General features: G+C 75.1%; 21 protein-coding genes and 1 pseudogene. 12 read left to right on the top strand and 10 right to left on the bottom strand.

Going from position 1 to position 20469, the window contains the following annotated elements; translation table 11 throughout:
* Nucleotides 1–118: 118 nt before the first annotated feature.
* The 4 genes from galK to MUK52_RS00465 form a co-directional block, all read right to left on the bottom strand.
* On the bottom strand, nt 119–1276 hold the full coding sequence (gene galK / locus MUK52_RS00480) for a galactokinase (RefSeq protein ID WP_284574057.1): 1158 nt from the start codon (nt 1274–1276) through the stop codon (nt 119–121).
* Nucleotides 1273–2301, bottom strand: a complete 1029-nt coding sequence (gene galT / locus MUK52_RS00475; protein WP_284574055.1) for a galactose-1-phosphate uridylyltransferase — start codon at nt 2299–2301, stop codon at nt 1273–1275. The genes galK and galT overlap by 4 nt, the downstream gene beginning before the upstream one ends.
* A 150-nt stretch (nt 2302–2451) precedes the next feature.
* Nucleotides 2452–3198, bottom strand: a complete 747-nt coding sequence (locus tag MUK52_RS00470; RefSeq protein WP_284574053.1) for a DUF4190 domain-containing protein — start codon at nt 3196–3198, stop codon at nt 2452–2454.
* Between the two features lie 77 nt (nt 3199–3275).
* Nucleotides 3276–3647, bottom strand: a complete 372-nt coding sequence (locus MUK52_RS00465; RefSeq protein ID WP_114055817.1) for a hypothetical protein — start codon at nt 3645–3647, stop codon at nt 3276–3278.
* Nucleotides 3648–3823: 176 nt separating this feature from the next.
* Here MUK52_RS00465 and MUK52_RS00460 point away from each other — a divergent pair, with 176 nt between their 5' ends.
* From MUK52_RS00460 to MUK52_RS00440, 5 genes are all read left to right on the top strand, one after another.
* Nucleotides 3824–4024 (top strand): hypothetical protein, encoded by a 201-nt coding sequence (locus MUK52_RS00460; protein WP_114055818.1) that lies wholly within the window; start codon nt 3824–3826, stop codon nt 4022–4024.
* On the top strand, nt 4021–4335 hold the full coding sequence (locus tag MUK52_RS00455; RefSeq protein WP_246042549.1) for a DUF4190 domain-containing protein: 315 nt from the start codon (nt 4021–4023) through the stop codon (nt 4333–4335). The genes MUK52_RS00460 and MUK52_RS00455 overlap by 4 nt, the downstream gene beginning before the upstream one ends.
* A gap of 229 nt (nt 4336–4564) precedes the next feature.
* The gene (locus MUK52_RS00450) at nt 4565–5665 is read left to right on the top strand and encodes an LLM class flavin-dependent oxidoreductase (protein WP_284574051.1); all 1101 of its coding nucleotides are present in this window, start codon (nt 4565–4567) and stop codon (nt 5663–5665) included.
* Nucleotides 5662–6315, top strand: a complete 654-nt coding sequence (locus MUK52_RS00445; RefSeq protein WP_284574049.1) for a CE1759 family FMN reductase — start codon at nt 5662–5664, stop codon at nt 6313–6315. Before MUK52_RS00450 ends, MUK52_RS00445 begins: the two co-directional genes overlap by 4 nt.
* A 119-nt stretch (nt 6316–6434) precedes the next feature.
* Nucleotides 6435–7061, top strand: a complete 627-nt coding sequence (locus MUK52_RS00440) for an ATP-binding protein (RefSeq protein WP_284574046.1) — start codon at nt 6435–6437, stop codon at nt 7059–7061.
* Nucleotides 7062–7087: 26 nt separating this feature from the next.
* On the opposite strand, the gene MUK52_RS00435 is transcribed toward MUK52_RS00440, so the two are convergent.
* Entirely contained in the window at nt 7088–8194 is a 1107-nt protein-coding gene (locus MUK52_RS00435) for a glutamate--cysteine ligase (protein ID WP_284581627.1), read from the bottom strand.
* 322 nt (nt 8195–8516) lie between these two features.
* On the opposite strand from MUK52_RS00435, the gene MUK52_RS00430 reads away from it, so the two are divergent.
* The 3 genes from MUK52_RS00430 to MUK52_RS00420 are packed head-to-tail and all read left to right on the top strand — an operon-like array spanning nt 8517 to nt 11007.
* A complete protein-coding gene (locus MUK52_RS00430) occupies nt 8517–9275 on the top strand; it encodes an aspartate/glutamate racemase family protein (RefSeq protein WP_284574045.1) in 759 nt (252 codons plus the stop codon).
* Between the two features lie 48 nt (nt 9276–9323).
* A complete protein-coding gene (locus MUK52_RS00425) occupies nt 9324–9986 on the top strand; it encodes a HEAT repeat domain-containing protein (protein ID WP_284574043.1) in 663 nt (220 codons plus the stop codon).
* 13 nt (nt 9987–9999) lie between these two features.
* Nucleotides 10000–11007 (top strand): MerR family transcriptional regulator, encoded by a 1008-nt coding sequence (locus MUK52_RS00420; RefSeq protein ID WP_284574041.1) that lies wholly within the window; start codon nt 10000–10002, stop codon nt 11005–11007.
* Between the two features lie 205 nt (nt 11008–11212).
* On the opposite strand, the gene MUK52_RS00415 is transcribed toward MUK52_RS00420, so the two are convergent.
* Nucleotides 11213–12262, bottom strand: a complete 1050-nt coding sequence (locus MUK52_RS00415; RefSeq protein ID WP_284574039.1) for an AraC family transcriptional regulator — start codon at nt 12260–12262, stop codon at nt 11213–11215.
* A 127-nt stretch (nt 12263–12389) separates the two neighbouring features.
* On the opposite strand from MUK52_RS00415, the gene MUK52_RS00410 reads away from it, so the two are divergent.
* From MUK52_RS00410 to MUK52_RS00395, 4 genes and pseudogenes are all read left to right on the top strand, one after another.
* On the top strand, nt 12390–12764 hold the full coding sequence (locus MUK52_RS00410) for a LysR substrate-binding domain-containing protein (protein WP_284574037.1): 375 nt from the start codon (nt 12390–12392) through the stop codon (nt 12762–12764).
* 230 nt (nt 12765–12994) lie between these two features.
* On the top strand, nt 12995–13699 hold the full coding sequence (locus MUK52_RS00405; RefSeq protein WP_350204888.1) for a carbohydrate binding domain-containing protein: 705 nt from the start codon (nt 12995–12997) through the stop codon (nt 13697–13699).
* Nucleotides 13681–14640 (top strand): annotated as a pseudogene (locus MUK52_RS00400) (chitinase); the annotation flags it as partial. The gene MUK52_RS00405 and the pseudogene MUK52_RS00400, both read left to right, overlap by 19 nt.
* A gap of 105 nt (nt 14641–14745) precedes the next feature.
* Entirely contained in the window at nt 14746–15387 is a 642-nt protein-coding gene (locus tag MUK52_RS00395) for a GOLPH3/VPS74 family protein (RefSeq protein WP_284574031.1), read from the top strand.
* Between the two features lie 176 nt (nt 15388–15563).
* Here the strand turns inward: MUK52_RS00395 and MUK52_RS00390 are convergent, their stop codons facing one another.
* From MUK52_RS00390 to MUK52_RS00375, 4 genes are all read right to left on the bottom strand, one after another.
* A complete protein-coding gene (locus MUK52_RS00390) occupies nt 15564–15722 on the bottom strand; it encodes a hypothetical protein (RefSeq protein ID WP_174250401.1) in 159 nt (52 codons plus the stop codon).
* A gap of 86 nt (nt 15723–15808) precedes the next feature.
* Nucleotides 15809–16855, bottom strand: a complete 1047-nt coding sequence (locus MUK52_RS00385; protein ID WP_284574028.1) for a Gfo/Idh/MocA family protein — start codon at nt 16853–16855, stop codon at nt 15809–15811.
* 71 nt (nt 16856–16926) lie between these two features.
* Nucleotides 16927–18003 (bottom strand): adenosine deaminase, encoded by a 1077-nt coding sequence (locus MUK52_RS00380; RefSeq protein WP_114055829.1) that lies wholly within the window; start codon nt 18001–18003, stop codon nt 16927–16929.
* Nucleotides 18004–18800: 797 nt separating this feature from the next.
* Nucleotides 18801–20297 (bottom strand): glycoside hydrolase family 6 protein, encoded by a 1497-nt coding sequence (locus MUK52_RS00375; protein ID WP_284574024.1) that lies wholly within the window; start codon nt 20295–20297, stop codon nt 18801–18803.
* Nucleotides 20298–20469 lie beyond the last annotated feature (172 nt).

Genomic DNA, 20469 nt, shown 5'->3' with positions numbered 1-20469 from the left:
CCCCCGCACGCCGGCCGGCCCGCCGCGGGTGCGGCGCCCCGTCTGCCGACGGGCCGGTCGGCCCGGCGTGCGCACGGCACGCCGGGGTACGGGGCCTGCGGCCAGGGCCGCAGGCCCGTCAGCCGATGCGGCGGGCGCCCGGCGACGGCACGGCCTCCAGTACGGCCGGCGCCGCGTGGCCGGCCGCCGCGAACGCCTCTGCCACCGCGCCGGCCACGGCCGCCGCCTCCCCGGCGCGGACCAGGGCGATCACCGAGCCGCCGAACCCGCCGCCCGTCATCCGCGCGCCGAGCGCCCCCGCCGCGACAGCGGCCGCCACCGCCAGGTCGGTCTCCGCGCAGGACACCCCGTAGTCGTCGCGCAGGGAGGCGTGCCCCTCCGTCAGCAGCGGCCCCAGCGCCTCGGGCCGCCCGGCGGCCAGCTCCGCCACGGCCCGGTCCACCCGCGCGTTCTCGGTGACCACGTGCCGTACGAGCGGGACGAGTTCACCGGGCAGCGCCGCCAGGGCAGACGGCAGGCCCGCACCGTCCAGGTCCCGCAGGGCGGGCAGGCCGAGCAGGCCGGCGGCCCGTTCGCACCCGGCCCGCAGGGCCGCGTACGCCCCGTCGGCGAGGTCGTGCCTGACGCGCGTGTCCAGCACCAGCAGGCGCAGGCCGTGCCCGCCGAGGCCGAACGGCACCTGCCGCACCTCCAGGCTGCGGCTGTCCAGGTGCAGCGCGTGGCCGCCGGTGCAGCACACCGAAGCCATCTGGTCCATCACCCCGCACGGCACCCCCGCGTACGCGTTCTCGGCGTGCTGCGCGGCCCGAGCCAGCTCCGGCCGCGCCAGGCCCAGCCCGTACAGCCCGTCGTACGCGAAGGCCACCGCGCACTCCAGGGCCGCGGAGGAGGACAGCCCCGCCCCCGCGGGGACCGTGCTGTCGAGGTACACATCGGCGCCGCCGACAGCCAGCCCGCGCTCGCGCAGCGCCCACACCACGCCCGCCGGGTAGCGGGCCCAGCCTGCGGTCGCGCCCGGGGCGAGGTCCGCCACCCGCAGTTCGGCGGTCGCGGCGCCGCCCTGGGCGCTGTGCAGCCGCAGCAGGCCGTCCCCGCGGCGCCGCGCGGCCAGTACCACCGCCTGCGGCAGGGCCATGGGCAGGGCGAACCCGTCGTTGTAGTCGGTGTGTTCGCCGATCAGGTTGACCCGGCCGGGCGCCGCCCAGACCCCCTCGGGGGAGCCGCCGTGGACCCGCCGGAAGCCGTCGCGGACGGCGCCGGCCGCGTCCGCGGTCACCGCGCCTCCCGCAGCCGCAGGGCGGCCGTCTCCGGGGCCACGTCGTTCATGAACGCCTCCATGCCGGACTCCGTCCCGGCCAGGTACTTGAGCTTGTCGGCGGTCCGCCGCACGGTGAACAGCTCCAGGTGCAGGGCGAGTTCGTCCCCGCCGGTGAGCGGTGCCTGGTGCCAGGCGGCGACGTACGGGGTGGGCGCGGGCAGCCCGAAGAGGCGGTCGAAACGGCGCAGCAGGTCCAGGTAGAGGCGGGGGAACTCGGCGCGCTCCGCCTCGGTGAGCCGGGTCAGGTCGGGCACCCGGCGGTGCGGGTAGAGGTGCACCTCGTACGGCCAGCGGGCGGCGTAGGGGACGAACGCGGTCCAGTGCTCACCGGCGAGGACCACGCGTTCGCCGGCGGCGCGGGCCTCGGCGAGCAGGTCCTCGAACAGGTTCCGCCCGGTCGCGGCGCGGTGGGCTGCCGCGGCGGCGAGGTGCTTGGCCGTCCGCGGTGCGACGGCGGTGAACGCGTAGACCTGTCCGTGCGGATGGGGGAGGGTCACCCCGATCTCGGCGCCCCGGTTCTCGAAGCAGTACACCTGCACCACGCCGGGGCGGGCGGACAGCTCGGACGTCCGGTCCGTCCAGGCGTCGAGGACGAGCCGGGCCCGCTCCGGGGTGAGGTCGGCGAAGCCGGAGTCGTGGTCGGGGGTGAAGCACACCACCTCGCAGCGGCCCGTGGGGCCGGAGAGGGAGGGGAAGCGGTTCTCGAAGACGGCCACCTCGTAGTCGGCGGCCGGGATCTCGCTCTCCCGCCCCTCCCGCGAGGGGCACAGCGGGCAGGAGTCGGCGGGCGGGTGGTGGGTACGCGACTGCCGGTGCGCGGCGATCGCCACCCAGTCGCCGGTGGCCGGGTCCCGCCGCAGCTCCGGAGCGCTCTCGACACGGTCCGGCGGCCGCCGGTCCCGGGCCCGGCGGTCCCGGCCCGGGGCGCTGTCGTAGTAGATGAGCTCGCGGCCGTCCGCGAGTTCGGTGACGGTCCTGTGCACGTCCTCGCCTGATCTGTCGTGTGGGTGCGCGGGCGGATGGGCCGGGGTGTGCCCGGCCCCTCCCCGTACCGGGCCGAACGCGGACTCGATGATACGGCCGCCGGAAGGCTCCCGCCGCGGCGGTGCGGGCCACTGCCGAGGTGCGCGGGATCAGGAGCCGGACGTGCGGATCGATCCGGTGCGCTGCCCGGCGGGGTCGCCGACGAAGCAGGTGACCTTGCGGTCGCCGTCGTCCCACGAACTCTCCGTCGGCAGGTAGTAGTAGAGCTCCAGGCTCCCGGGGAGGGCGGCGTCGGTGCCGCGGTAGGCGGCGAGGACCGTCTCGCCGCACCTCTGCTCGGCCGTCACCCGGATCCTGTCGGCGCCGGGGAACGCCGCGTCCCCGCTCCCGACGGTGAACACCGCGAACGCCTCCCCGTCGTGCGGCTGCCCGCACGGCACGATGTCCACGGACGGGGCGGCGGGCGCGCCGCTCGCGTCGTAGTCCCGTATGTCGTCGGGGGTGTTGAAGCAGTCGCCTGCGCGGATGTCCTCCGTCCCGCCGGATCCCGGCCGGGTGACCTCCCCGCTGCTGTCCCTGCCGGGCGACACGTCCGAGAGGGCGCCCCAGAGGACGCCGGCGGCGAGGACCACCGTGATGCCGTTGAGGATGATCGCTGCCACGGCCAGGCCGGTCCCCTTCTCCCCGCCGGCGCGGATCTGCCGGATGGCGACGATGCCCAGGATCATCGGGATCAGCGGCAGGACGCACAACAGGGACAGCACGAACGCGACGACGGCCAGGGTGTTCGTCTTCGCAGCCGGGCCGTGCGGCGGAGGCTGCGCACCCCAGCCCTGGGGGCTGCCGTACGGCGGCGGGGGCGGCGGGGATTGCGGGGGAGGGGGAGGAGTGGACATGCGCGCGGCACTCCTTGAACGGGAGGGAAAGACGCAACGGTCCGCTTCCCACGCTACCGAGGCAGCCCCCCGGGCGCTCACCGGCGGCCCGGCCCCCCGGGGTCGAGCGCGATCAGCACAGCGGCGCCGGCGAGCGCCAGTGCGGCCAGGGCCTGCAGGGCGGCGGAGAGGGGCGCGCGGCGCCCCAGCGGCCAGGCGCTCAGCCCGGCCAGGGCGGCCGGGACGAGGAGCGCCGAGGCGACTGGTGTCCAGTCCGTGCCCGTGGTGTCCGCGAACAGGTCGGCGTCCGTGTGGCCGAGGCCGACGAGCAGGGCGACGCACGCGGCCGCCGCGTCGAGGACCAGCAGCGCGGCTCCGGCCGCCGCGTCGGCGGCCGGATGGAGCCGCGGCCGTTGCAGGGCGGGCGGCGGCGGGGCCGGGGAGCGGCTGCTGCCGGGAGGCTGTGCCATGTCCACACTGTGCCCGGCGGGCCGGGCGGCGGCCTGAGTACGCGTACTCAGATCCTCCCGACTTCCGGCACCGCCTCGCCCGTGCCGGGGGAAGCGCCGGTAGTGCGCCGCCGGTACGGGGGTAACCGGACCGAGTAGTGCGCAGAACACCCGCTACCCGAACGGAGGGACGTCCGATGCTCTTCCTCGTGGCCGCCCTGCTGCTGCTCGGGGTCCTCCTCGGCGCCGTGGCCCACGTACCCGTGTCCGTCAGCGTTGCAGGCGGCCTCGCCATCGCGCTCTGGCTCGCCGTCTTCGCCGCCCGCGAGCGGCTCTCCGGCCCGGCCCGGGCGGGATCGCCGGGCCGTACCCGCCGCCGGGGAGGTGCCGGCCGATGAGCGCGCGCACCGGTGAACAGGCCGATGCCCGGACCGGGCAGGGGCGCCGGCCGGGCGGGCCCCTCCCGTACGCCGCCCGGATCCGGGAGGCAGACGCGATGGCCGTCACGGCGTTCGTCCTCGGCCTGGCGGGCCTGCTCGTGGCGAACCTGGTCCTCGGCCCCACCGCCGCCGTCCTCGGCGTGCTCGCCCTGCGCAAGGGCACCACCAGGCCTGGCCGGGCCCGCCTCGGCATCGCCCTGGGCGTGGCCGGCGTCGTGGTCCTCGGCTGCCTCGTCGCCGCGGACGGCACGTGGTCCTGGAGCGTGTGACCAGCCTCCGGCCCGACCGTCCGCCAGGGCCGGGCGGCGAGGTGACACACCCCCGCCGGCGCCCTGTCCGACCGGGCCGCGGGGCTGGTAGGCAGGGGCGTACGGGGGGTGGCCGGGGCGCCGGGGTCCGTCGCCCCGGCCGTCCTCCGGACCGCGGCCGGGAATACCTCGCAGGGCGCCCCCGTTCCCGGGTATAGTTGAAATGTAAACAACCTTGGGAAGGGGAGCCATGCAGTTCGGGATCTTCACCGTCGGTGACGTCACGCCCGATCCGACCACCGGACGCGTGCCCGGCGAGCACGAGCGGATCAAGGCCATGCTCGCGATCGCACTGAAGGCGGAGGAGGTCGGCCTCGACGTCTTCGCCACCGGCGAGCACCACAACCCGCCGTTCGTCCCCTCCTCGCCCACGACGATGCTCGGCTACATCGCCGCGCGCACCGAGAACCTCATCCTGTCGACCTCCACCACGCTGATCACCACGAACGACCCGGTGAAGATCGCCGAGGACTTCGCGATGCTCCAGCACCTTGCGGACGGCCGCGTCGACCTCATGATGGGCCGCGGCAACACGGGCCCGGTCTACCCCTGGTTCGGCAAGGACATCCGCGACGGCATCGACCTCGCCATCGAGAACTACGCCCTCCTGCGCCGCCTCTGGGACGAGGACGCCGTCACCTGGAAGGGCAAGTTCCGTACGCCCCTGCAGTCCTTCACCTCCACCCCCCGCCCGCTCGACGGCGTCGCCCCCTTCGTGTGGCACGGCTCCATCCGCTCCCCGGAGATCGCCGAGCAGGCCGCCTACTACGGCGACGGCTTCTTCCACAACAACATCTTCTGGCCGGCCTCCCACACCCGGCAGATGGTCAACCTCTACCGGCAGCGCTACGCCCACTACGGCCACGGCACCCCCGAGCAGGCCGTTGTGGGACTGGGCGGCCACGTGTTCATGCGCCGCAACTCCCAGGACGCGGTCCGCGAGTTCCGCCCGTACTTCGACAACGCCCCGGTCTACGGCCACGGCCCCTCCCTCGAGGAGTTCGCCTCCCAGACGCCCCTGACCGTCGGCTCGCCCCAGCAGGTCATCGAGCGCACCCTCTCCTTCCGGGACTACGCCGGCGACTACCAGCGCCAGCTGTTCCTGATGGACCACGCCGGACTGCCCCTGAAGACCGTCCTGGAGCAGATCGACATGCTCGGCGAGGAGGTCGTGCCCGTCCTGCGCAAGGAGTTCGCGAGCCTCCGCCCGGCCGGCGTGCCGGACGCGCCCACCCACTCGGCCCGCGTCGCCGCGGCCCGGCAGACCCCGAAGGAGAAGACGCAGGCATGAAGCTCATCGCCGTATCGGCCGGACTGGGCTCGCCCTCCTCGACCCGGCTGCTCGCCGACCGGCTCACCGCCGCGACGCTGGAGCACGTCGACGCCGAGCCCGAGGTGATCGAACTGCGGGACCTGGCCACCGAGATCGCCCGGCACTTCACCACCGGGTTCCCGTCCGCCCGCCTGGCCGCCGCGCTCGACGCGGTGGCCGCCGCGGACGGCCTGATCGCCGTGACGCCGGTCTTCGCGGCCTCGTACAGCGGCCTGTTCAAGTCGTTCTTCGACGTCATCGACAAGGACGCCCTCACCGGGAAGCCGGTGCTCCTCGGCGCGACCGGCGGCACGGCCCGCCACTCCCTGGCCACCGAGCACGCCCTGCGCCCGCTGTTCGCGTACCTGCGGGCGCTCGCCGTGCCGACCGCCGTGTACGCGGCCTCGGAGGACTGGGGCGAGGAGGGCCTCGACCGGCGGATCGCCCGCGCGGGGGCGGAGCTGGCGCGGTTCATGGCACCGGCGGGCCGGGCCGGAACCCCCGACACGGACACCGCCGCGGCGATCGCGCCCCGGTCGCTGACGGGCGCGATCACGTCGGTGGACCCGGCGGACGGCTTCGAGGTCGTGCCGTTCGCCCAGCGTTTGGAGGCCCTGCGGGTCCCGTAGCCGGCCCACCCGCCGGCGGGCACGGGCACGGGCCCGGCCCAGCCGCAACGGCTGCCGCCCCGGCAATCCGGGCCGGGGCGGCAGCCGTCAACGGGACGGCCGCGGGGCATACTTCCGGGATGACGACCACCCCGCGGGCCTCCTGGCGGAACACCACCCACGACTGGGCGGGCACCGTCGACCTCGGCCACCTGGAGCACATCCGCCGGAACCCGGCCGTTTACGCCCCCGGCGGCACCCGGCACCTCGTCCTCGAAGCCGTCGCCTACGCGGCCGACGAGGCGGCATCCGGCAACGGCGGGCACTGCCGGCTCACCCTCCACCCCGACGGCTCCGTCGCCGTCGCGGATGACGGACGCGGCACGGACACCCGCCTCGACGAGCACGGACGCCCCGTGAAGAAGCCCGTCATGGCGACCAAGGACCTCCGGTTCTTCGACCACCCCGCCGCACCGCCCCTGCCCGACGCCCACGCCCGGCGGGGCATGTCCGTCGTCGCCGCGCTCAGCACCTGGCTCGTCCACACCAACCGCCGCCGCAACGGCTCCTGGACCCAGCGGTACGAACTGGGTGTGCCGGCCACCGGCCTGCGCCCCGTCCCCGACGACGGCACGACCGGCACCACTGTCCACTTCCTCCCCGCCCGCGTGCTGCGGGAGGCGGGCGGCCCGACGACCGACGACCTGGCCCGGCTGACGGCGGCTTGGCCGCACCTCTGCGTGCAGATCGACGACCGCCGCACCTGACCCCCCGGATCCCGCGGGGAGACAGGCTACGGCCGGCCCGGCCCGCCCGCCGTCAGCCGGGCGCACTCGGCCACGACCTCCGGCAGCCCGCCGCGCTCCTCCAGCAGCCGGCGCTGCACCCGGGCCCCGTTGCCCCGCTCCAGCAGCTCCGCCACGCCCTTGCGGGCCGCCGCGGCGTCCCCGCTGTCCTCCAGGGCCTCGCCCACATGATTCAGCAGCGCCTCGACCACCGCCTCCGCCGGGGCCTGCCGCATGGTGCGCGGGTCGACGAGCGGGCCGTCCAGGCCCGACTTGCCCGCCCGCCACGACGCCAGCCGCAGCAGGCCGACACCGATCCGGGCCGGCGGCTCGCCCGCCCGCCAGGCCCGGGAGGCGGTCTCCACCAGCGCGCGGGCCAGGGCGGCCAGCAGCACCGGCTCGGAGGGGTCCAGGCACACGTCCGCCGTGCGCAGCTCCACCGTCGGGTACGCCGCCGACAGCCGGGCGTCGAAGTACACCATCCCCGCATCCCGCAGGACACCCGTGCCGAGCATGTCCCGGACCTGCTCGTGGTAGCGGTCGGCGCTGCCGAAGACCTCCACCGGCCCGGCGGACGGCCACCGGTTCCACACCCGGCTGCGGTAGCTGCCGTACCCGCTGTCCTGGCCCTGCCAGAAGGGGGAGTTCGCGCTCATGGCCGTCAGGACGGGCAGCCAGGGGCGGATCCGGTCCAGGACGGCCACGCCCTCCTCGTCGGACTCCACCGACACGTGGACGTGGCAGCCGCAGGTGAGCTGCTCCTGCTCGGTCAGGCCGAACTGCTCGCCCACCCAGCGGTAGCGCTCCCCGGGGCTCCTCGACGGCTCCACCGGCAGGGGCGAGGTGGCGAGCGCGGCAACCGAGGCCCCGGCCTCACCGGCGTGGCGTGCGGCCTCCGCCCGCCACCGGGCGATCTCCTCGGCGAGTTCGCCCATCTGCGTCACGGGCCGGGTCGCGAACTCGACCTGCTCGTTCTTGAGCTCGCGCTCGAAGACCTCCTCGCCGCCTCCGGGTGCCTTGCGCGCCGCCTCCAGCACGGCGGCCGCGAGCGCGATCGGCTCCCCGGTCCGCGGGCTCACCAGCAGCAGCTCCTCCTCCACGCCCACACTGCGCACACCCGTCACCGGCGGCCTCCCGCATGCCGGCCGCCCTCACGCCTGGTGGCGGTGAGGAGCACGGCCACCAGCATCGGCACGGTGAGCAGCACCACGTTTGCCATGACGAACCTTCCCTGTCGATGAGCAGGATGCCTACTGTCTGGCCGCTCCACGCGATCACAAACCCCCGACCCGCCGACTGCGCGCCCCGGACCCCGGCCAAAGCCGTCCTTATGAAAGAGAACCAAGAACCTTATTCGCCTTATGGAAGGATGATGGCGGCAAGCGGCAGCACAATCCGAGGCCGACGCCGACGCACGGGGAGCGGGGAGCGGGAGAGATGAAGACGATCGGGCTGATCGGTGGAATGAGCTGGGAGTCGACGGCCGAGTACTACCGACTCCTCAACGAGTTCACGCGCGACCGCCTCGGCGGACTCCACTCGGCCCGCTGCGTGCTCTACTCGGTGGACTTCGCGGAAATCGAGCAACTCCAGGTCCAGGGGCGCTGGGCGGAGGCCGGCGGCGTCCTGGCGGACGCTGCCCGATCCCTGGAGGCGGCCGGCGCCGACATGGTGCTCATCTGCACGAACACCATGCACAAGGTCGCCGACACCGTCGCGGCGGCCGTGTCCGTCCCGCTGCTGCACCTGGCCGACGCGACCGCAGCCGCCGTCCGCGCCTCGGGGCTGCGCCGGGTCGGCCTGCTGGGCACGGCATTCACCATGGAGCAGGACTTCTACCGCGGCCGCCTCGAAGCGGCGGGCCTCCACGTCACCGTCCCGGACGCCGAGGGGCGCGCCCTCGTCCACCAGGTGATCTACGACGAACTCTGCCGCGGCATCATCCGCGAGGAATCCCGCAGCGCCTACCGGAAGGTCATCCAGGACCTCGTGTCCGCCGGAGCGGAGGGCATCATCCTGGGCTGCACGGAAATCGAACTCCTCGCAGGCCCCGAGGACAGCCCGGTCCCCCTCTTCCCCACGGCCCGGCTCCACGCCGAAGCAGCCGTGACCGCCGCCCTGTCGGATGCCTGGAACGCCCCCGACGCCCCCGATGCCCGGGTCGGGCCGTCCGCGCCCTCCGTGCGTCCGGCTTGACCCTGACACCGTGGCAAGGGCTTCACTGCGGGCCAGGAGGTGGTTCCCATGGCCACGTCGGAATCCGACACGCAGACCGTGCGCGCCCTCGCGGCGCTCGCGCACGACGACCCGTCCGTCCGACTGCGGGCGGCGCTCGCGATCGGCTCGGCCCCCGACCCGGGCAGTGTCCGCCCGCTGGCCGAGCGGTGTGCCGTCGAGCCCGAGTTCCCCGTGCGCGAGATGCTCACCTGGGCGCTCACCCGCCACGCGCCCTCGGTGACCGTGCCCCTGCTGGTCGACGCGGTGCGGGGAGGGCGGGGACAGGTGCGGAGCCAGGCGCTGCACACCCTTTCCAAGATCGGGGACCGGAGGGCCTGGCCGGTGGTCACGCCCGCCCTGCTCGCCGACCCCGACGACGAGGTGGCCCGTAGTGCCTGGCGCGCCGCGGTGGTCCTCGTACCCGAGGGGGAGGAGCAGGCCCTGGCCGTAGGGTTGGCCACGCAGCTCGGGCGCGGCGGACGCGAGACGCAGCTGAGTCTCAGCCGGGCGCTGGTCGCGCTCGGGGAGGCGATGCTGCCGGCCGTGGACGCTGCGACACGCCACCCCGACCCCGGCGTACGCACGCACGCGCTGGCCACGGAGCGGCTGCGGCGCGACCCGGACGCCGGGTTCGAGCTCGCGATCGAGGAGGCGAAACGCGTCACGGCCCTGGGCGGGGCCGGGCAGTGAAGGGCGGTGGGCAGTGCTGATCGGCGACGTCGCGCGGCGCTCCGGGGTGAGCGCCCGCATGCTCCGGCACTACGAATCGCTCGGCCTGGTCCGCCCGGAGGTGCGGACCGCCTCCGGCTACCGGGAGTACTCCGACGCGGACATCCGGCGCATCTTCCACATCGAGAGCCTGCGCTCCCTCGGGCTGTCGCTGCGCGATGTCGGCCGCGCGCTCGACGACCCCGGCTTCGCCCCCGCCGGGCTCGTCGAGGACCTCATCGGCCGGACCCGGGAGCGCATCGCGGCGGAGACGGAGCTCCTGACGCGGCTGAGCCGGATCGGCGCCGCGGCGCCCGCCGACTGGGAGGACGTCCTGCAGACCACCGCCCTGCTCCAGGCGCTGGCGTCGCACAGCGCGGGGGCCCGGCAGCGAGCAGCCCTCGCCGCGGCCGCGGAGGCCCCCGTACCGGTGGAGGCACTGGTGGAGGCCGCGCTCGGCGAGGCGGACCCGCACGTCGCCGGAGCGCTCCGGTGGGCCCTGGCGCAGGCGGGCGGGGACGGTCCGGCGCTGCTCGGGGAGGGCCTGCGCTCGGCGGAGCCCGAGGTGCGCGGACGGGCCGTCCGGGCCCTCGCCGAGATCCCGGGCGCCGAGGCGACCGCCCTGCTGGAGGAGGCCCTCGCAGGCCCCGACACCGACGTCCGCTGCCGCGCGGCCCTGGCGCTCGGGGCGCGCGGAGTGCCCGGGGCCGTTCCCGTCCTGATCGCCATGGTCGTCGAGGACCGCAGCGACGCCGACGCGGCCGACGCACTGGCCGCCCTGGCGGGCGGTCCCGCCTCGGCGGACCGCATCGCCGCCGCCCTGGCCGACCGCCTCGGCGATCCCGCCACCCCGGCCCCCGCCCGCCGCCGCCTGACCCAGGCCCTCGCGGACGTCCCCGGCGCCGCGGCCGCCCGCACCCTCGCGGACCTCTGCCGCGACGCCGACCGGGTCGTCGCCTCAACGGCGGCGTACGTGCTCGGCCTGCGCGACGCCGGCCGGTAGGCAGCCCCGGCAGCAGGGCGACTGCCCGCCGGCGGCCGCGGCGAGGACCGGCTCCGCTGCTCCCGGGGCGCCCGGCAAGGGCGACGGCATGCACACGCTGGCACGCAAGGGATTCGCCGAGGACGCCCGCCGTGGCGCTCCCGCCAGGCGCGTTCCGGTCACGGGGGAGCATCTGAGGGGTTCGGATCCGCCGCCGCGGCCGGGTTCACGGCTGCCGGGCGCGCGGAAGCGGTCCGCGGCGCAGCGCGGCGGGGGTGGTCCCGTACCAGCGCTTCACTGCGCGGCGCAGCGTCCGCGCGTCGGCGTAGCCGGTGCGGGCGGCTACCCTGTCGACGCCGAGGCCGGTGCCGCGGAGCAGCCGGGTGACGTGGCTCCGCCGCAGGGAGTCGAGTTCACCGTTCCAGGTGGTGCCGTGCTCCTCGAGCCGCCGCTGGACCGTGCGGGTGCCGGCGGCCATGCGCCGGGCGACCGCCGCCAGTGTGGGGGTGGACTCCTCGTAGGCGGAGGCCAGAGCGGCGCGGAACAGGTCGAGCCAGTCGTGCAGCGGGACCGAGGCGGCGAGCGTCTGCTCGGCGTGCCGCTTCAGCACCGCGGACAGCCCCGGTTGGGCGGCAGGGTTGGGACCCTCCAGGTCGGAGGCCAGAAAGGTGAGGGAGCTGACAGGGGCCTCGAACTCGATGGCGCGGGTTCCGAACAGCTCGATCAGGGAGTCGTGCCGCCGGGGCGTTTCGGCGGCGAGCGTGACCCGCAGCGGAACCAGGTCGCGCTGAACGGCGCTGCTCAGGCGCTGCAGGTACACGCCGAGGGCGTAGGCGCTGATGGCGTTGCCCGCCTCGTAGGCGACATCGGCCTGGTTGACGTGGCCGACGGTGATCTGCCGGCCGTCCTCGCTGATGCCGAGGGCGTCGGTGGAGGGGTCGCCCACCGAGGCGAAGCAGGCGGAGGCGTCCCGGAGGCCTTCGAGGGGGGTCGGCGCGGAGGGAACCAGGTAGTCCCAGGCGCCGAGCGCACCGAATCGGGACTCCTTGGCCAGGGCGAGCGAGAGCATCGTCCAGGGGGCGCGCGCGGTCGCCAGCTCCGCCAGGCGGACCACCGTGCTCGTGGGGGTGCGGCACAGGTCGTCGTTCAGGTGCTCCGGCGCCAGCCCGAGCAGCCCCACGTAGCCCTCCGGCGGCACGTGGAGCAGCCGAGCGGCTGCCACGTAGACGCGGGCCAGGCCGGAAGAGGTGGTGTGGCGGTGGGGCGGTGCGGTCACAGGCGCCGAGGATAGTCCGGAGGCTCGCGGCCGCGGACGCCGGGGATGCGCACCCGCCGATGCGCAGTAGGCGCGCGGGGTCCGCTTGTCGGCGCGTGCGGCCCCCCGTGTGCCGGACACGGCACCCGTGGCCCGAGCGTCCACAGTCGGCGGGCGGCACCGTCGCCGCAAGGTCGTGCTCACCCCGGTGGGCGAGCAGCTGCGCGACGACCTGCTGCCCGCCCAGCGGCAGATCCAGCAGGCGGTCGAGCGCGCTCTGTCGGCCGGGCGCGGCGTCAGCGGTGTGCTGGACGTCGGGTACTCCGGTCCGACGGCCGCCGACGTTCTGCTCCGAGCCGCGGACGTCTTCCAGCTTCGGAACCCCCACTGCCAGGTCCGGATCCACGAGATCCAGCTCACCGACCTGTACGGGCCCATCCGCAGCGGCCAGGTGGACGTCCAGGTCACCGAGGGCCCCGTCGCGGAACCGGACCTCACGGCCGGCCCGCTGCTGTTCCGGTAGGACCGCGTCGTGCTCGTCTCCCGGGACCACCCCTTCGCCGCGTACGAGTCCGTCCCGGTCGAGGACTACGCCGCTCGCCGGCCATTGGTACAGACCTATTGACCCTCCCTTGGTGCGCTCCTACGATCCGGACCGGTACGGCCCCACCTGTCCCCGCGCATCCGGAGCCGGGCGCCACGCCCCCCATCGGCCTGTCATGGTCATGGTGTTCGGCTGGAAGGGAGCACCGCATGTTCCGTCGAAGGCCACGCCCCCCGCTCCCGCCGCCGTCGGGCGGCCCCGCCATGAGCGGGCCGCGCGCCCTGCAGCGCCCGCTCGCCGCCCTGAGCGCCGTCGCCGTCGCCGCCGCGGGCCTGGCCGTGGCCGGATCCGTCGCCGCCGGGGCCGCCACCTCGGCGGACGCGGCCGCCAACCTGGTCGCCAACCCCGGCTTCGAGAGCGGCCTGTCCGGCTGGAGCTGCACCGGCGGCTCCGGTACGGCCGTCGGCAGCCCGGTCCGCTCCGGCAGTTCCGCGCTCAGGGCTGTGCCGAGCGGCCAGGACAACGCCCGGTGCTCCCAGACGGTCGGCGTCCAGCCCAATTCCGCGTACACCCTGACCGCGCACGTCCAGGGCAGCTACGTCCACCTCGGCGCCACCGGCACCGGACTCACCGGCACCACCTCCGCGTGGACTCCGAACAGCGCCTCGTACGCACCGCTTACCGTCAGCTTCACCACCGGCCCGAGCACCACCTCCGTCACCGTCCACCTGCACGGCTGGTACGGCCAGCCCGCCTACCACGCGGACGACGTCTCCCTCACGGGCCCCGGCGGCACGCCCCGCCCACCAGCCCCCCGCCCACCAGCCCCCCGCCCACCAGCCCCCCGCCCACCAGCCCCCCGCCGACGAGCCCGCCTCCCACCTCCGAGCCGCCCGGCGAGACCTGCCCCCTGAAGCCCAAGCCCGCGGGCAAGGTCCTCCAGGGCTACTGGGAGAACTGGGACGGCGCCGCGAACGGAGTCCACCCCGGCATGGGCTGGATCCCCATCACGGACAGCCGGATCGCCGCCCACGGCTACAACGTCGTCAACGCCGCCTTCCCGGTGATCCGCTCCGACGGCACCGTCCTGTGGGAGGACGGCATGGACGCCACCGTCAAGGTGGCCACCCCGGCCGAGATGTGCCGGGCCAAGGCCGCCGGCGCGACGATCCTCATGTCCATCGGCGGCGCCACCGCCGGCATCGACCTCAGCTCCAGCACCGTCGCCGACCGCTTCGTGGCCACCATCGTCCCGATCCTGAAGAAGTACAACTTCGACGGGATCGACATCGACATCGAGACCGGCCTGACCGGCAGCGGCGACATCAACACCCTGTCCCCGTCCCAGGCCAACCTCGTCCGCATCATCGACGGCGTCCTGGCCCGGATGCCCGCCGGCTTCGGCCTGACCATGGCGCCCGAGACCGCGTACGTCACCGGCGGCAGCGTCACCTACGGCTCGATCTGGGGCTCGTACCTGCCGATCATCAAGAAGTACGCCGACAACGGCCGCCTGTGGTGGCTGAACATGCAGTACTACAACGGCAGCATGTACGGCTGCTCCGGCGACTCCTACCCCGCCGGCACCGTGGAGGGCTTCACCGCCCAGACCACCTGCCTCAACAACGGCCTGGTCATCCAGGGCACCACCATCAAGGTCCCGTACGACAAGCAGGTCCCCGGCCTCCCGGCCCAGCCCGGCGCGGGCGGCGGCCACATGGCGCCGGGTCTCGTCGGCCAGGCGTGGAACGCCTTCGGCGGCTCCCTCAAGGGCCTGATGACCTGGTCGGTCAACTGGGACGGCTCAAAGGGCTGGGGCTTCGGCGACAACGTCAAGTCCCTCCAGGGCCGCTGACGACAACCCGGCCCACGGGCCCGTACCGCACCGCAGCCGGCCGCTCTCCCTCCGGGGGCGGCCGGCTCAGGTGACAATGGACCTCTGCCGCGAGGGGAGACGCCGATGACCACGACAGCGACGACGGCGAAGGACCTGTTCCTCACCGCCATGGACCGCCGGTTCGCACCGGAGGTAGGGCAGGGCGACCTGTCGCTGGCCCTCGCCGGGGCGGAACTGCTCGACCTCCTCGGCGCGAGGGCGCTCACCCTGGACGGCGACCGCGTCGTGCCGGGGGCCGCGGCGGCACTCGGCGACGGCCTGCTGGACGAGGCCTCGGCCGCGCTCGTGCGGCAGCCGCCGTACGAGCAGGTGGAGGACTGGCTGTGGCGCCGGGGCCGCGGCCTCGCGGCGGCCTACCGGCGCGCCCTCGAAGCGGACGGCGGACTGTCCGCGCGGCGCAGCGGCCGCCTGGGCCTGGGCGCCGTACGGGTGGAACCGGTCGATTCCCCGGCGCGCGAGCGGGCCGCGGCCCGCCTGGAAGCGGCGGAACCGGTACTCGGCGCGCTCGCCGCCGCGATCGGCATCGGCATCGCCGCGGACACGGAGGCCGGACAGGCGGCCGTCCCCGCCGCGGCCGCTCTCGAAGACGAGCCGGTGACGACCGTACTGGCCGCGGTCATGGACGCGGTGATGGAGCTGGAGGCCGTACGCCGGCGGCGCTCCATCGAGGAAGCGGCGTTCGCGAACATCTGGCGGGCGCCCTGAGCGCCACGCGCGGCTTCCCAGTGCTGTGGCCGGGAAGGTTCACCGGGTCACGGCGCCCGGCACGGCGCCTCGCCGCGTTGGCGGACCGCACACGTACGCCCCGTACGCGCCGCGGCCTGCCGCCTTGCGATGCACCGCACCGGACACCGCGCCCCGGCAAACCTTCCCGGTCACGGCTAGTCGCCCCCGCCGCCGCAGGACGAGCCGCACGACGACCCGCCTCCCGAGCCGCCGCCGCTCCACCAGCTCTTGCGCCGCTTCGAGCGCCCGCCCGGAAGCAGGACCTTGAAGCCCACCACGACGATGACCACTGCGATGGCCAGGACGACTTCCATCCTCTGACCCCCCGTTCTTCCTGTGTACCGGTCGTGCACGGACGATGCCCCGCGCGGCAGCCCGCCGAAGCCCGGTTTGAGCAAGTTCAGAGGTTCGGGCCGCGCCCAGTCCGGCCGGCAGGACGCAGGCTGCGCAGCAGTTCGTCGCACAGCGCCATCGTGGCGGTGTTGTCCGCCGCCGAGGCCGCCTGCGGGGTGCCGTTGGCGACCGCCTCCAGGAAGTGCCGTACCTCTCCGGCGAACCCCCGCAGGTACAGGTCCTGGTGGCCGCCGGAGGCAGGCGAGTTCACCGAGCGCACGACGACGGTGTCCTCGTCCAGCTCCTGCCAGGCCTCGCCGCGGCCCGCCCCGGCGCGTCGCGCGTGGTGGTAGGCCACGGCGGAGAGGTTCTCGACCCGGGCGAAGCCGCGCTGCCCGGTCACGGTCAGCTCTTCCTGCTCGCGGCTCCAGGCAGGCACCCCGGCCAGCGTGAGGCTGCCGACCACCCCGCTGCGGAACCGCAGCGTCGCCGCCATGCTGATGTCGGAGCCCCGGGAGTTGGTGAGCCCGGAGACCTCCGCCACCTCCCCGAACAGCCACCGGACGAGGTCGACCATGTGGACGGCGCCGAACTTCAGGTACGTGTCGTCCCGGAGCGTGTCCGTCCACGGGCTGAACGCGAAGAACGCATGGAAGGACAGCACCCGCCCGAACGCCGCCTCGTCGGCCATGAGCCCCGCCAGCCGCCGGTAGGCCGGGGCGTGGCGCTTCATGAACCCGACTGCCACACTGCGCCCCGCCTGCTCCGCGGTGTCCGCGACGCGGCGGGCCTCGGCCTCGTCCATGCCGAGCGGCTTCTCCGCGAAGACGTGGGCGCCGGCCCGCGGGCAGTCCTCGGTGACGGCGGCCTGGTCCTCGGGGGCGACGCTGACGAACACCGCGTCCAGGCCGTCCTCGGCGAGCATCCGCCGGTGGTCGCCGTGCCCGCGGGCCGCCCCGTGCAGGGCTGCGGCGCGGGCGGCCGCGGCGCGGTCGCGGGTGGCGATGCTCGTGAGCCGACCGCCGGCCAGTCCGAGGGCCGGATAGAGGTTGGCGCGGGCGTGCCGTCCGTGCCCGATGAAGCCGATCCGCAGGTCCTCGATGCGCCGGGCCATCGTCCGTCCTCCCACAGGGCCTGGATGGGACTGCCGGCCGCCCCGGGGGAGGGGCGGCCGGTCCGTCGGGGTCAGGCGTGCGCCGCGTACGCGGGCAGCACCACGTCGGCGATGAGCGCCTCGCGCTCCGCCAGGGGGATGAAGGCGCTCTCCAGCGCGTCGACGGTGACCGCGCGCAGGTCGTCCAGGGTCCAGCCGGCCTCGTCCACCAGCAGCGACATCTCGCGGGTCATCGACGTGCCGGACACGAGCCGGTTGTCGGTGTTGACGGTCACGCGGAAGCCGAGCCTGCGCAGTTCGGTGATCGGGTGGGTCGCGATCGACGCGGCGGCGCCGGTCTGGAGGTTGGAGGTGGGGCACATCTCCAGGGCGATCCGGCGGTCGCGTATCCAGGACGCCAGACGCCCCATCCGGCCGTCGGCGATGTCGTCGGTGATGCGGACGCCGTGCCCGATGCGCAGCGCGCCGCAGGTCTGTACCGCCTGGTGGATGCTGGGCAGGCCGTGGGCCTCGCCGGCGTGGATGGTGAAGGGCACGCTCTCGGAGCGCAGGTGCGCGAACGCGGCCAGGTGGTCGGCCGGCGGGAAGCCGTCCTCGGCGCCCGCGATGTCGAAGCCGACGACGCCGGCATCCCGGTAGGCCACGGCCAGGTCGGCGATCTCGCGGGTCCGGTCGAACATGCGCATGCCGCACAGCAGGGTGCCCACCCGGACGGGGGTGCCGTCCGCGGCGGCCTTGGCCATGCCGGTGGCGAGGCCTTCCTGGACCGCCTCCACGACCTCGTTCAGGGTGAGCCCGCCCCGCACCATCAGCTCGGGCGCGTACCGCACCTCGCCGTAGACGACGCCGTCCGCGGCGAGGTCGAGGACGTACTCCTCGGCGGTCCGCAGCAGGCCCTCGCGGTGCTGCATCACGGCGAGGGTGTGCTCGAAGGTACCGATGTACCGGACGAGGTCGCCGGAGCCTGCGGCCTCGACGTACCAGGCGGCGAGCTCGGCGGGGTCGGTGGTCGGCAGCCGGTGGCCGACGGACGCGGCGAGCTCGACCAGGGTCGCGGGGCGCAGGCCGCCGTCGAGGTGGTCGTGGAGCACGGCCTTGGGCAGCCGGGCGATGGTGTCGGGCGACAGGGAGGTGACGGTGCTGGTCATGCCTGGTTTCTCGGTGCGGCGACGGATCGCGGGGGGCGGGCTGACGGGCGCGCCGGGAAGGCCGGGCCCGCGTTGCGCAGGCCGCCGGGCCTCCTCGACGCGGGTCAAGTTATACGTATTACGAATGCGGGGCAAGGGCCGCCCCGAGAGGGGCGCGTCGGCGGCCCTGCCGCCGACGCGACGCCCGCCGACGCTGCTGCCGCCGCGTCCGGCCCGGGTCACACCCGCGTGCAGGTGGCGCCGGTGACGGCGTCCAGGGCCGCGTCGGCAACGGCGGCGCGGGGATGTGGGAGGGCGGCGCCGGAGGCGGTACGCCCCCTGCGCCGGCCCCGAGGCGGTGCGCCCGCCGTCCGGGCCGGCGTACCGAACCCTGTGCACGGCATGCCGGTTGCGCCATGCTGAGCGCATGCACCCAGTCCCCGGCACCGCCCGTACGGCCCGCACCGAGGCGCGAGCCGTGCCGTCCCCGGTCCCCGCGCAGGGCGGATAGGCCGCCCATGCCCGGATACCGGTGCGCGGCATGCGGCCACCAGCGGATCGTCCACTCCGTCCTGCGCGGCGGCAGCTGCCGGGGCAGCCTCTCCTGCGAGTGCCGCGAGAGCCGCGCGGGCATTCCCGCCGCGCCGCGCCCGGCCGCGGCCCCTCAGGAGCCGTCGGAGCCGGAATGCGCCGCCTGCCGGTCACCCTTCGGCGCGTGCCGGTGCGACTCCTGGTGGGCCCGCGACGACGGCCGGCACGGCCCCTGCGGCGGATGCGGCGGGTAGGCGTCCCGGCCGCACCGCCGCGGGTGCCGCCCGTCAGCGGCCGTCGATCAGCGCCTCCGCAAGCACCGGCGAGAACGCGCCGGCCGGCGGCGAACCCGCCGGGCACTCGGCGGAGTTGCCGTCCGAGTCGCCGGGGTTCTTGAGCCACAGCTGGTACTCGGCGCCGCCCGCGCTGCCGGCCCGCGAGGTCACGCCCAGCTTGCGCTTGCCCGGGTTGCAGAACCCGACGTGGCCGCTGCCTGGATCGCCGGGGACGACGTACCCGCCGTTGCCGTTGCGGGCGGTGTCGACCACCCAGCGGCTGGTCACCCCGAAGTCGGCCTTCAGCCGGGCCGCCAGGCGCTTGCCGTAGTCGTCGGCGACGGCCGTCGCGTCGAAGTTCGCCACGTTGACCGACACGCCGCGCGCCGCTGCGACACCCGAGCGGTCGAGCAGGTACGCCATCCGCTCCAGGCCTATGCCCTGCGTGCCGCTCAGGTCCGGGCCGAGCGTCCAGGTGGCGTTGCCGGCGTCCAGGTACGTCTGCACGAAGCCGCCCTGGTCCCGCAGCCGCTGGGTCGCGTACCGGAGCATGTCGAAGCGCTCCTCGGCGGCGCCCTTCATGCACGCGTCGTCGGAGGACTGGGCCACGGCGTCCGGCTCCAGCACGACGACCGCCGGGCGGCCCGCGATGCCCTGCGCGAACTTGTCGATCCACGCCTTGTACGCGGCCGGAGAGCCCGCGCCGCCGGAGGAGGCGCCGCCGCAGTCCCGGCCCGGGATGTTGTAGGCGACCAGCACCGGCAGCCGGCCCTGCGCCGCCGCGGCGCCCACGTGGTCCGACACCTCCGTCTGGATGCCGGTGGCGGGATTCCGGTCGGCGTCCCAGTCCCCGAACCACTTCGACGTGTTGTGGTCCGCGACGGCCGCCTTGATCTTCGCGGCCCGCGGGTCGCCCGGGTTGCCCGCGACCCAGGCCGCCGCATTGTTGGCCGGGTCGACGTAGAAGCCCTCGCGGGCAGTGGAGGTGGTCAGCGAGACGTTGTCGAGGGTGATGGCCGTTGTGGCCGGCTGCCCGCCGATCTGGAAGTTCAGGGCCCCGGTGACGGTGTCGATGCCGGAGGTGAACGTCCAGGTGAAGCGCTTGGAGACCGTCGCCAGGTCGACCGTGCGGTCGAGCGCCGCCGTGTAGGGGGCGCCACCGAGCTGCGCCGTCGCGCGCAGTCTCGCCGGCGCGGACGCCTTGGCGTCGAAGGACAGTGTGTACGTCGCCCCCCGGCGCAGCCGGAGGCCGTTCTGGCCGACGATGGCGTCCCACGGGTTCTGCGTCCCGCCGGTGGCGGTCGCGGTGAGGGCGCCGCCGGCGGAGGCGATGGACGCGCCGGCGGACCACCAGCCGGCGGTGCCGGCGGCGAAGGTGCCGTTGGCCGCCAACTCGCCGTAGACCGGCTGCGGGTCGGCCGCCGAGGCGGACGGGGCGGTGGAGGCGAGGAGGGCGGCGGCCAGTGCGGGACTGGCGGCCGCGCGGAGCAGTCTGCGTGCGGTCGTCATGGTGGAACGGCCTCCTTCGGTCGCGGTGGGGGCCGGCCTGAACGGCGCGGGGGCACAGCCGGGCCGGGTCCCCCCTCGTGTGCCTGCCCGAGGCAGGCGCACGGACCCCACACCCATGATCACTGGACCGCGGGCCGCGACGCGACCCGGGCCGGTCCGCCTCCCTCTCAAA

The organism is Streptomyces sp. 2P-4 (assembly GCF_030167965.1).
In the GTDB taxonomy this organism is placed as follows: domain Bacteria; phylum Actinomycetota; class Actinomycetes; order Streptomycetales; family Streptomycetaceae; genus Streptomyces; species Streptomyces globosus_A.
The sequence above is the reverse complement of the archived record's forward strand: the minus strand, read 5'-3'. Positions and strand labels throughout refer to the sequence as shown.

What these genes read in the sequence shown, in the direction of transcription:
- MUK52_RS00470 (WP_284574053.1), bottom strand. Translation starts at nt 3,198, where the DNA reads ATGTCCACTCCTCCCCCTCCCCCGCAATCCCCGCCGCCCCCGCCGCCG.
- MUK52_RS00465 (WP_114055817.1), bottom strand. Translation starts at nt 3,647, where the DNA reads ATGGCACAGCCTCCCGGCAGCAGCCGCTCCCCGGCCCCGCCGCCGCCC.
- MUK52_RS00460 (WP_114055818.1), top strand. Translation starts at nt 3,824, where the DNA reads ATGCTCTTCCTCGTGGCCGCCCTGCTGCTGCTCGGGGTCCTCCTCGGC.
- MUK52_RS00455 (WP_246042549.1), top strand. Translation starts at nt 4,021, where the DNA reads ATGAGCGCGCGCACCGGTGAACAGGCCGATGCCCGGACCGGGCAGGGG.
- MUK52_RS00450 (WP_284574051.1), top strand. Translation starts at nt 4,565, where the DNA reads ATGCAGTTCGGGATCTTCACCGTCGGTGACGTCACGCCCGATCCGACC.
- MUK52_RS00445 (WP_284574049.1), top strand. Translation starts at nt 5,662, where the DNA reads ATGAAGCTCATCGCCGTATCGGCCGGACTGGGCTCGCCCTCCTCGACC.
- MUK52_RS00440 (WP_284574046.1), top strand. Translation starts at nt 6,435, where the DNA reads ATGACGACCACCCCGCGGGCCTCCTGGCGGAACACCACCCACGACTGG.
- MUK52_RS00430 (WP_284574045.1), top strand. Translation starts at nt 8,517, where the DNA reads ATGAAGACGATCGGGCTGATCGGTGGAATGAGCTGGGAGTCGACGGCC.
- MUK52_RS00425 (WP_284574043.1), top strand. Translation starts at nt 9,324, where the DNA reads ATGGCCACGTCGGAATCCGACACGCAGACCGTGCGCGCCCTCGCGGCG.
- MUK52_RS00405 (WP_350204888.1), top strand. Translation starts at nt 12,995, where the DNA reads ATGTTCCGTCGAAGGCCACGCCCCCCGCTCCCGCCGCCGTCGGGCGGC.
- MUK52_RS00395 (WP_284574031.1), top strand. Translation starts at nt 14,746, where the DNA reads ATGACCACGACAGCGACGACGGCGAAGGACCTGTTCCTCACCGCCATG.
- MUK52_RS00390 (WP_174250401.1), bottom strand. Translation starts at nt 15,722, where the DNA reads ATGGAAGTCGTCCTGGCCATCGCAGTGGTCATCGTCGTGGTGGGCTTC.
- MUK52_RS00385 (WP_284574028.1), bottom strand. Translation starts at nt 16,855, where the DNA reads ATGGCCCGGCGCATCGAGGACCTGCGGATCGGCTTCATCGGGCACGGA.
- MUK52_RS00380 (WP_114055829.1), bottom strand. Translation starts at nt 18,003, where the DNA reads ATGACCAGCACCGTCACCTCCCTGTCGCCCGACACCATCGCCCGGCTG.
- MUK52_RS00375 (WP_284574024.1), bottom strand. Translation starts at nt 20,297, where the DNA reads ATGACGACCGCACGCAGACTGCTCCGCGCGGCCGCCAGTCCCGCACTG.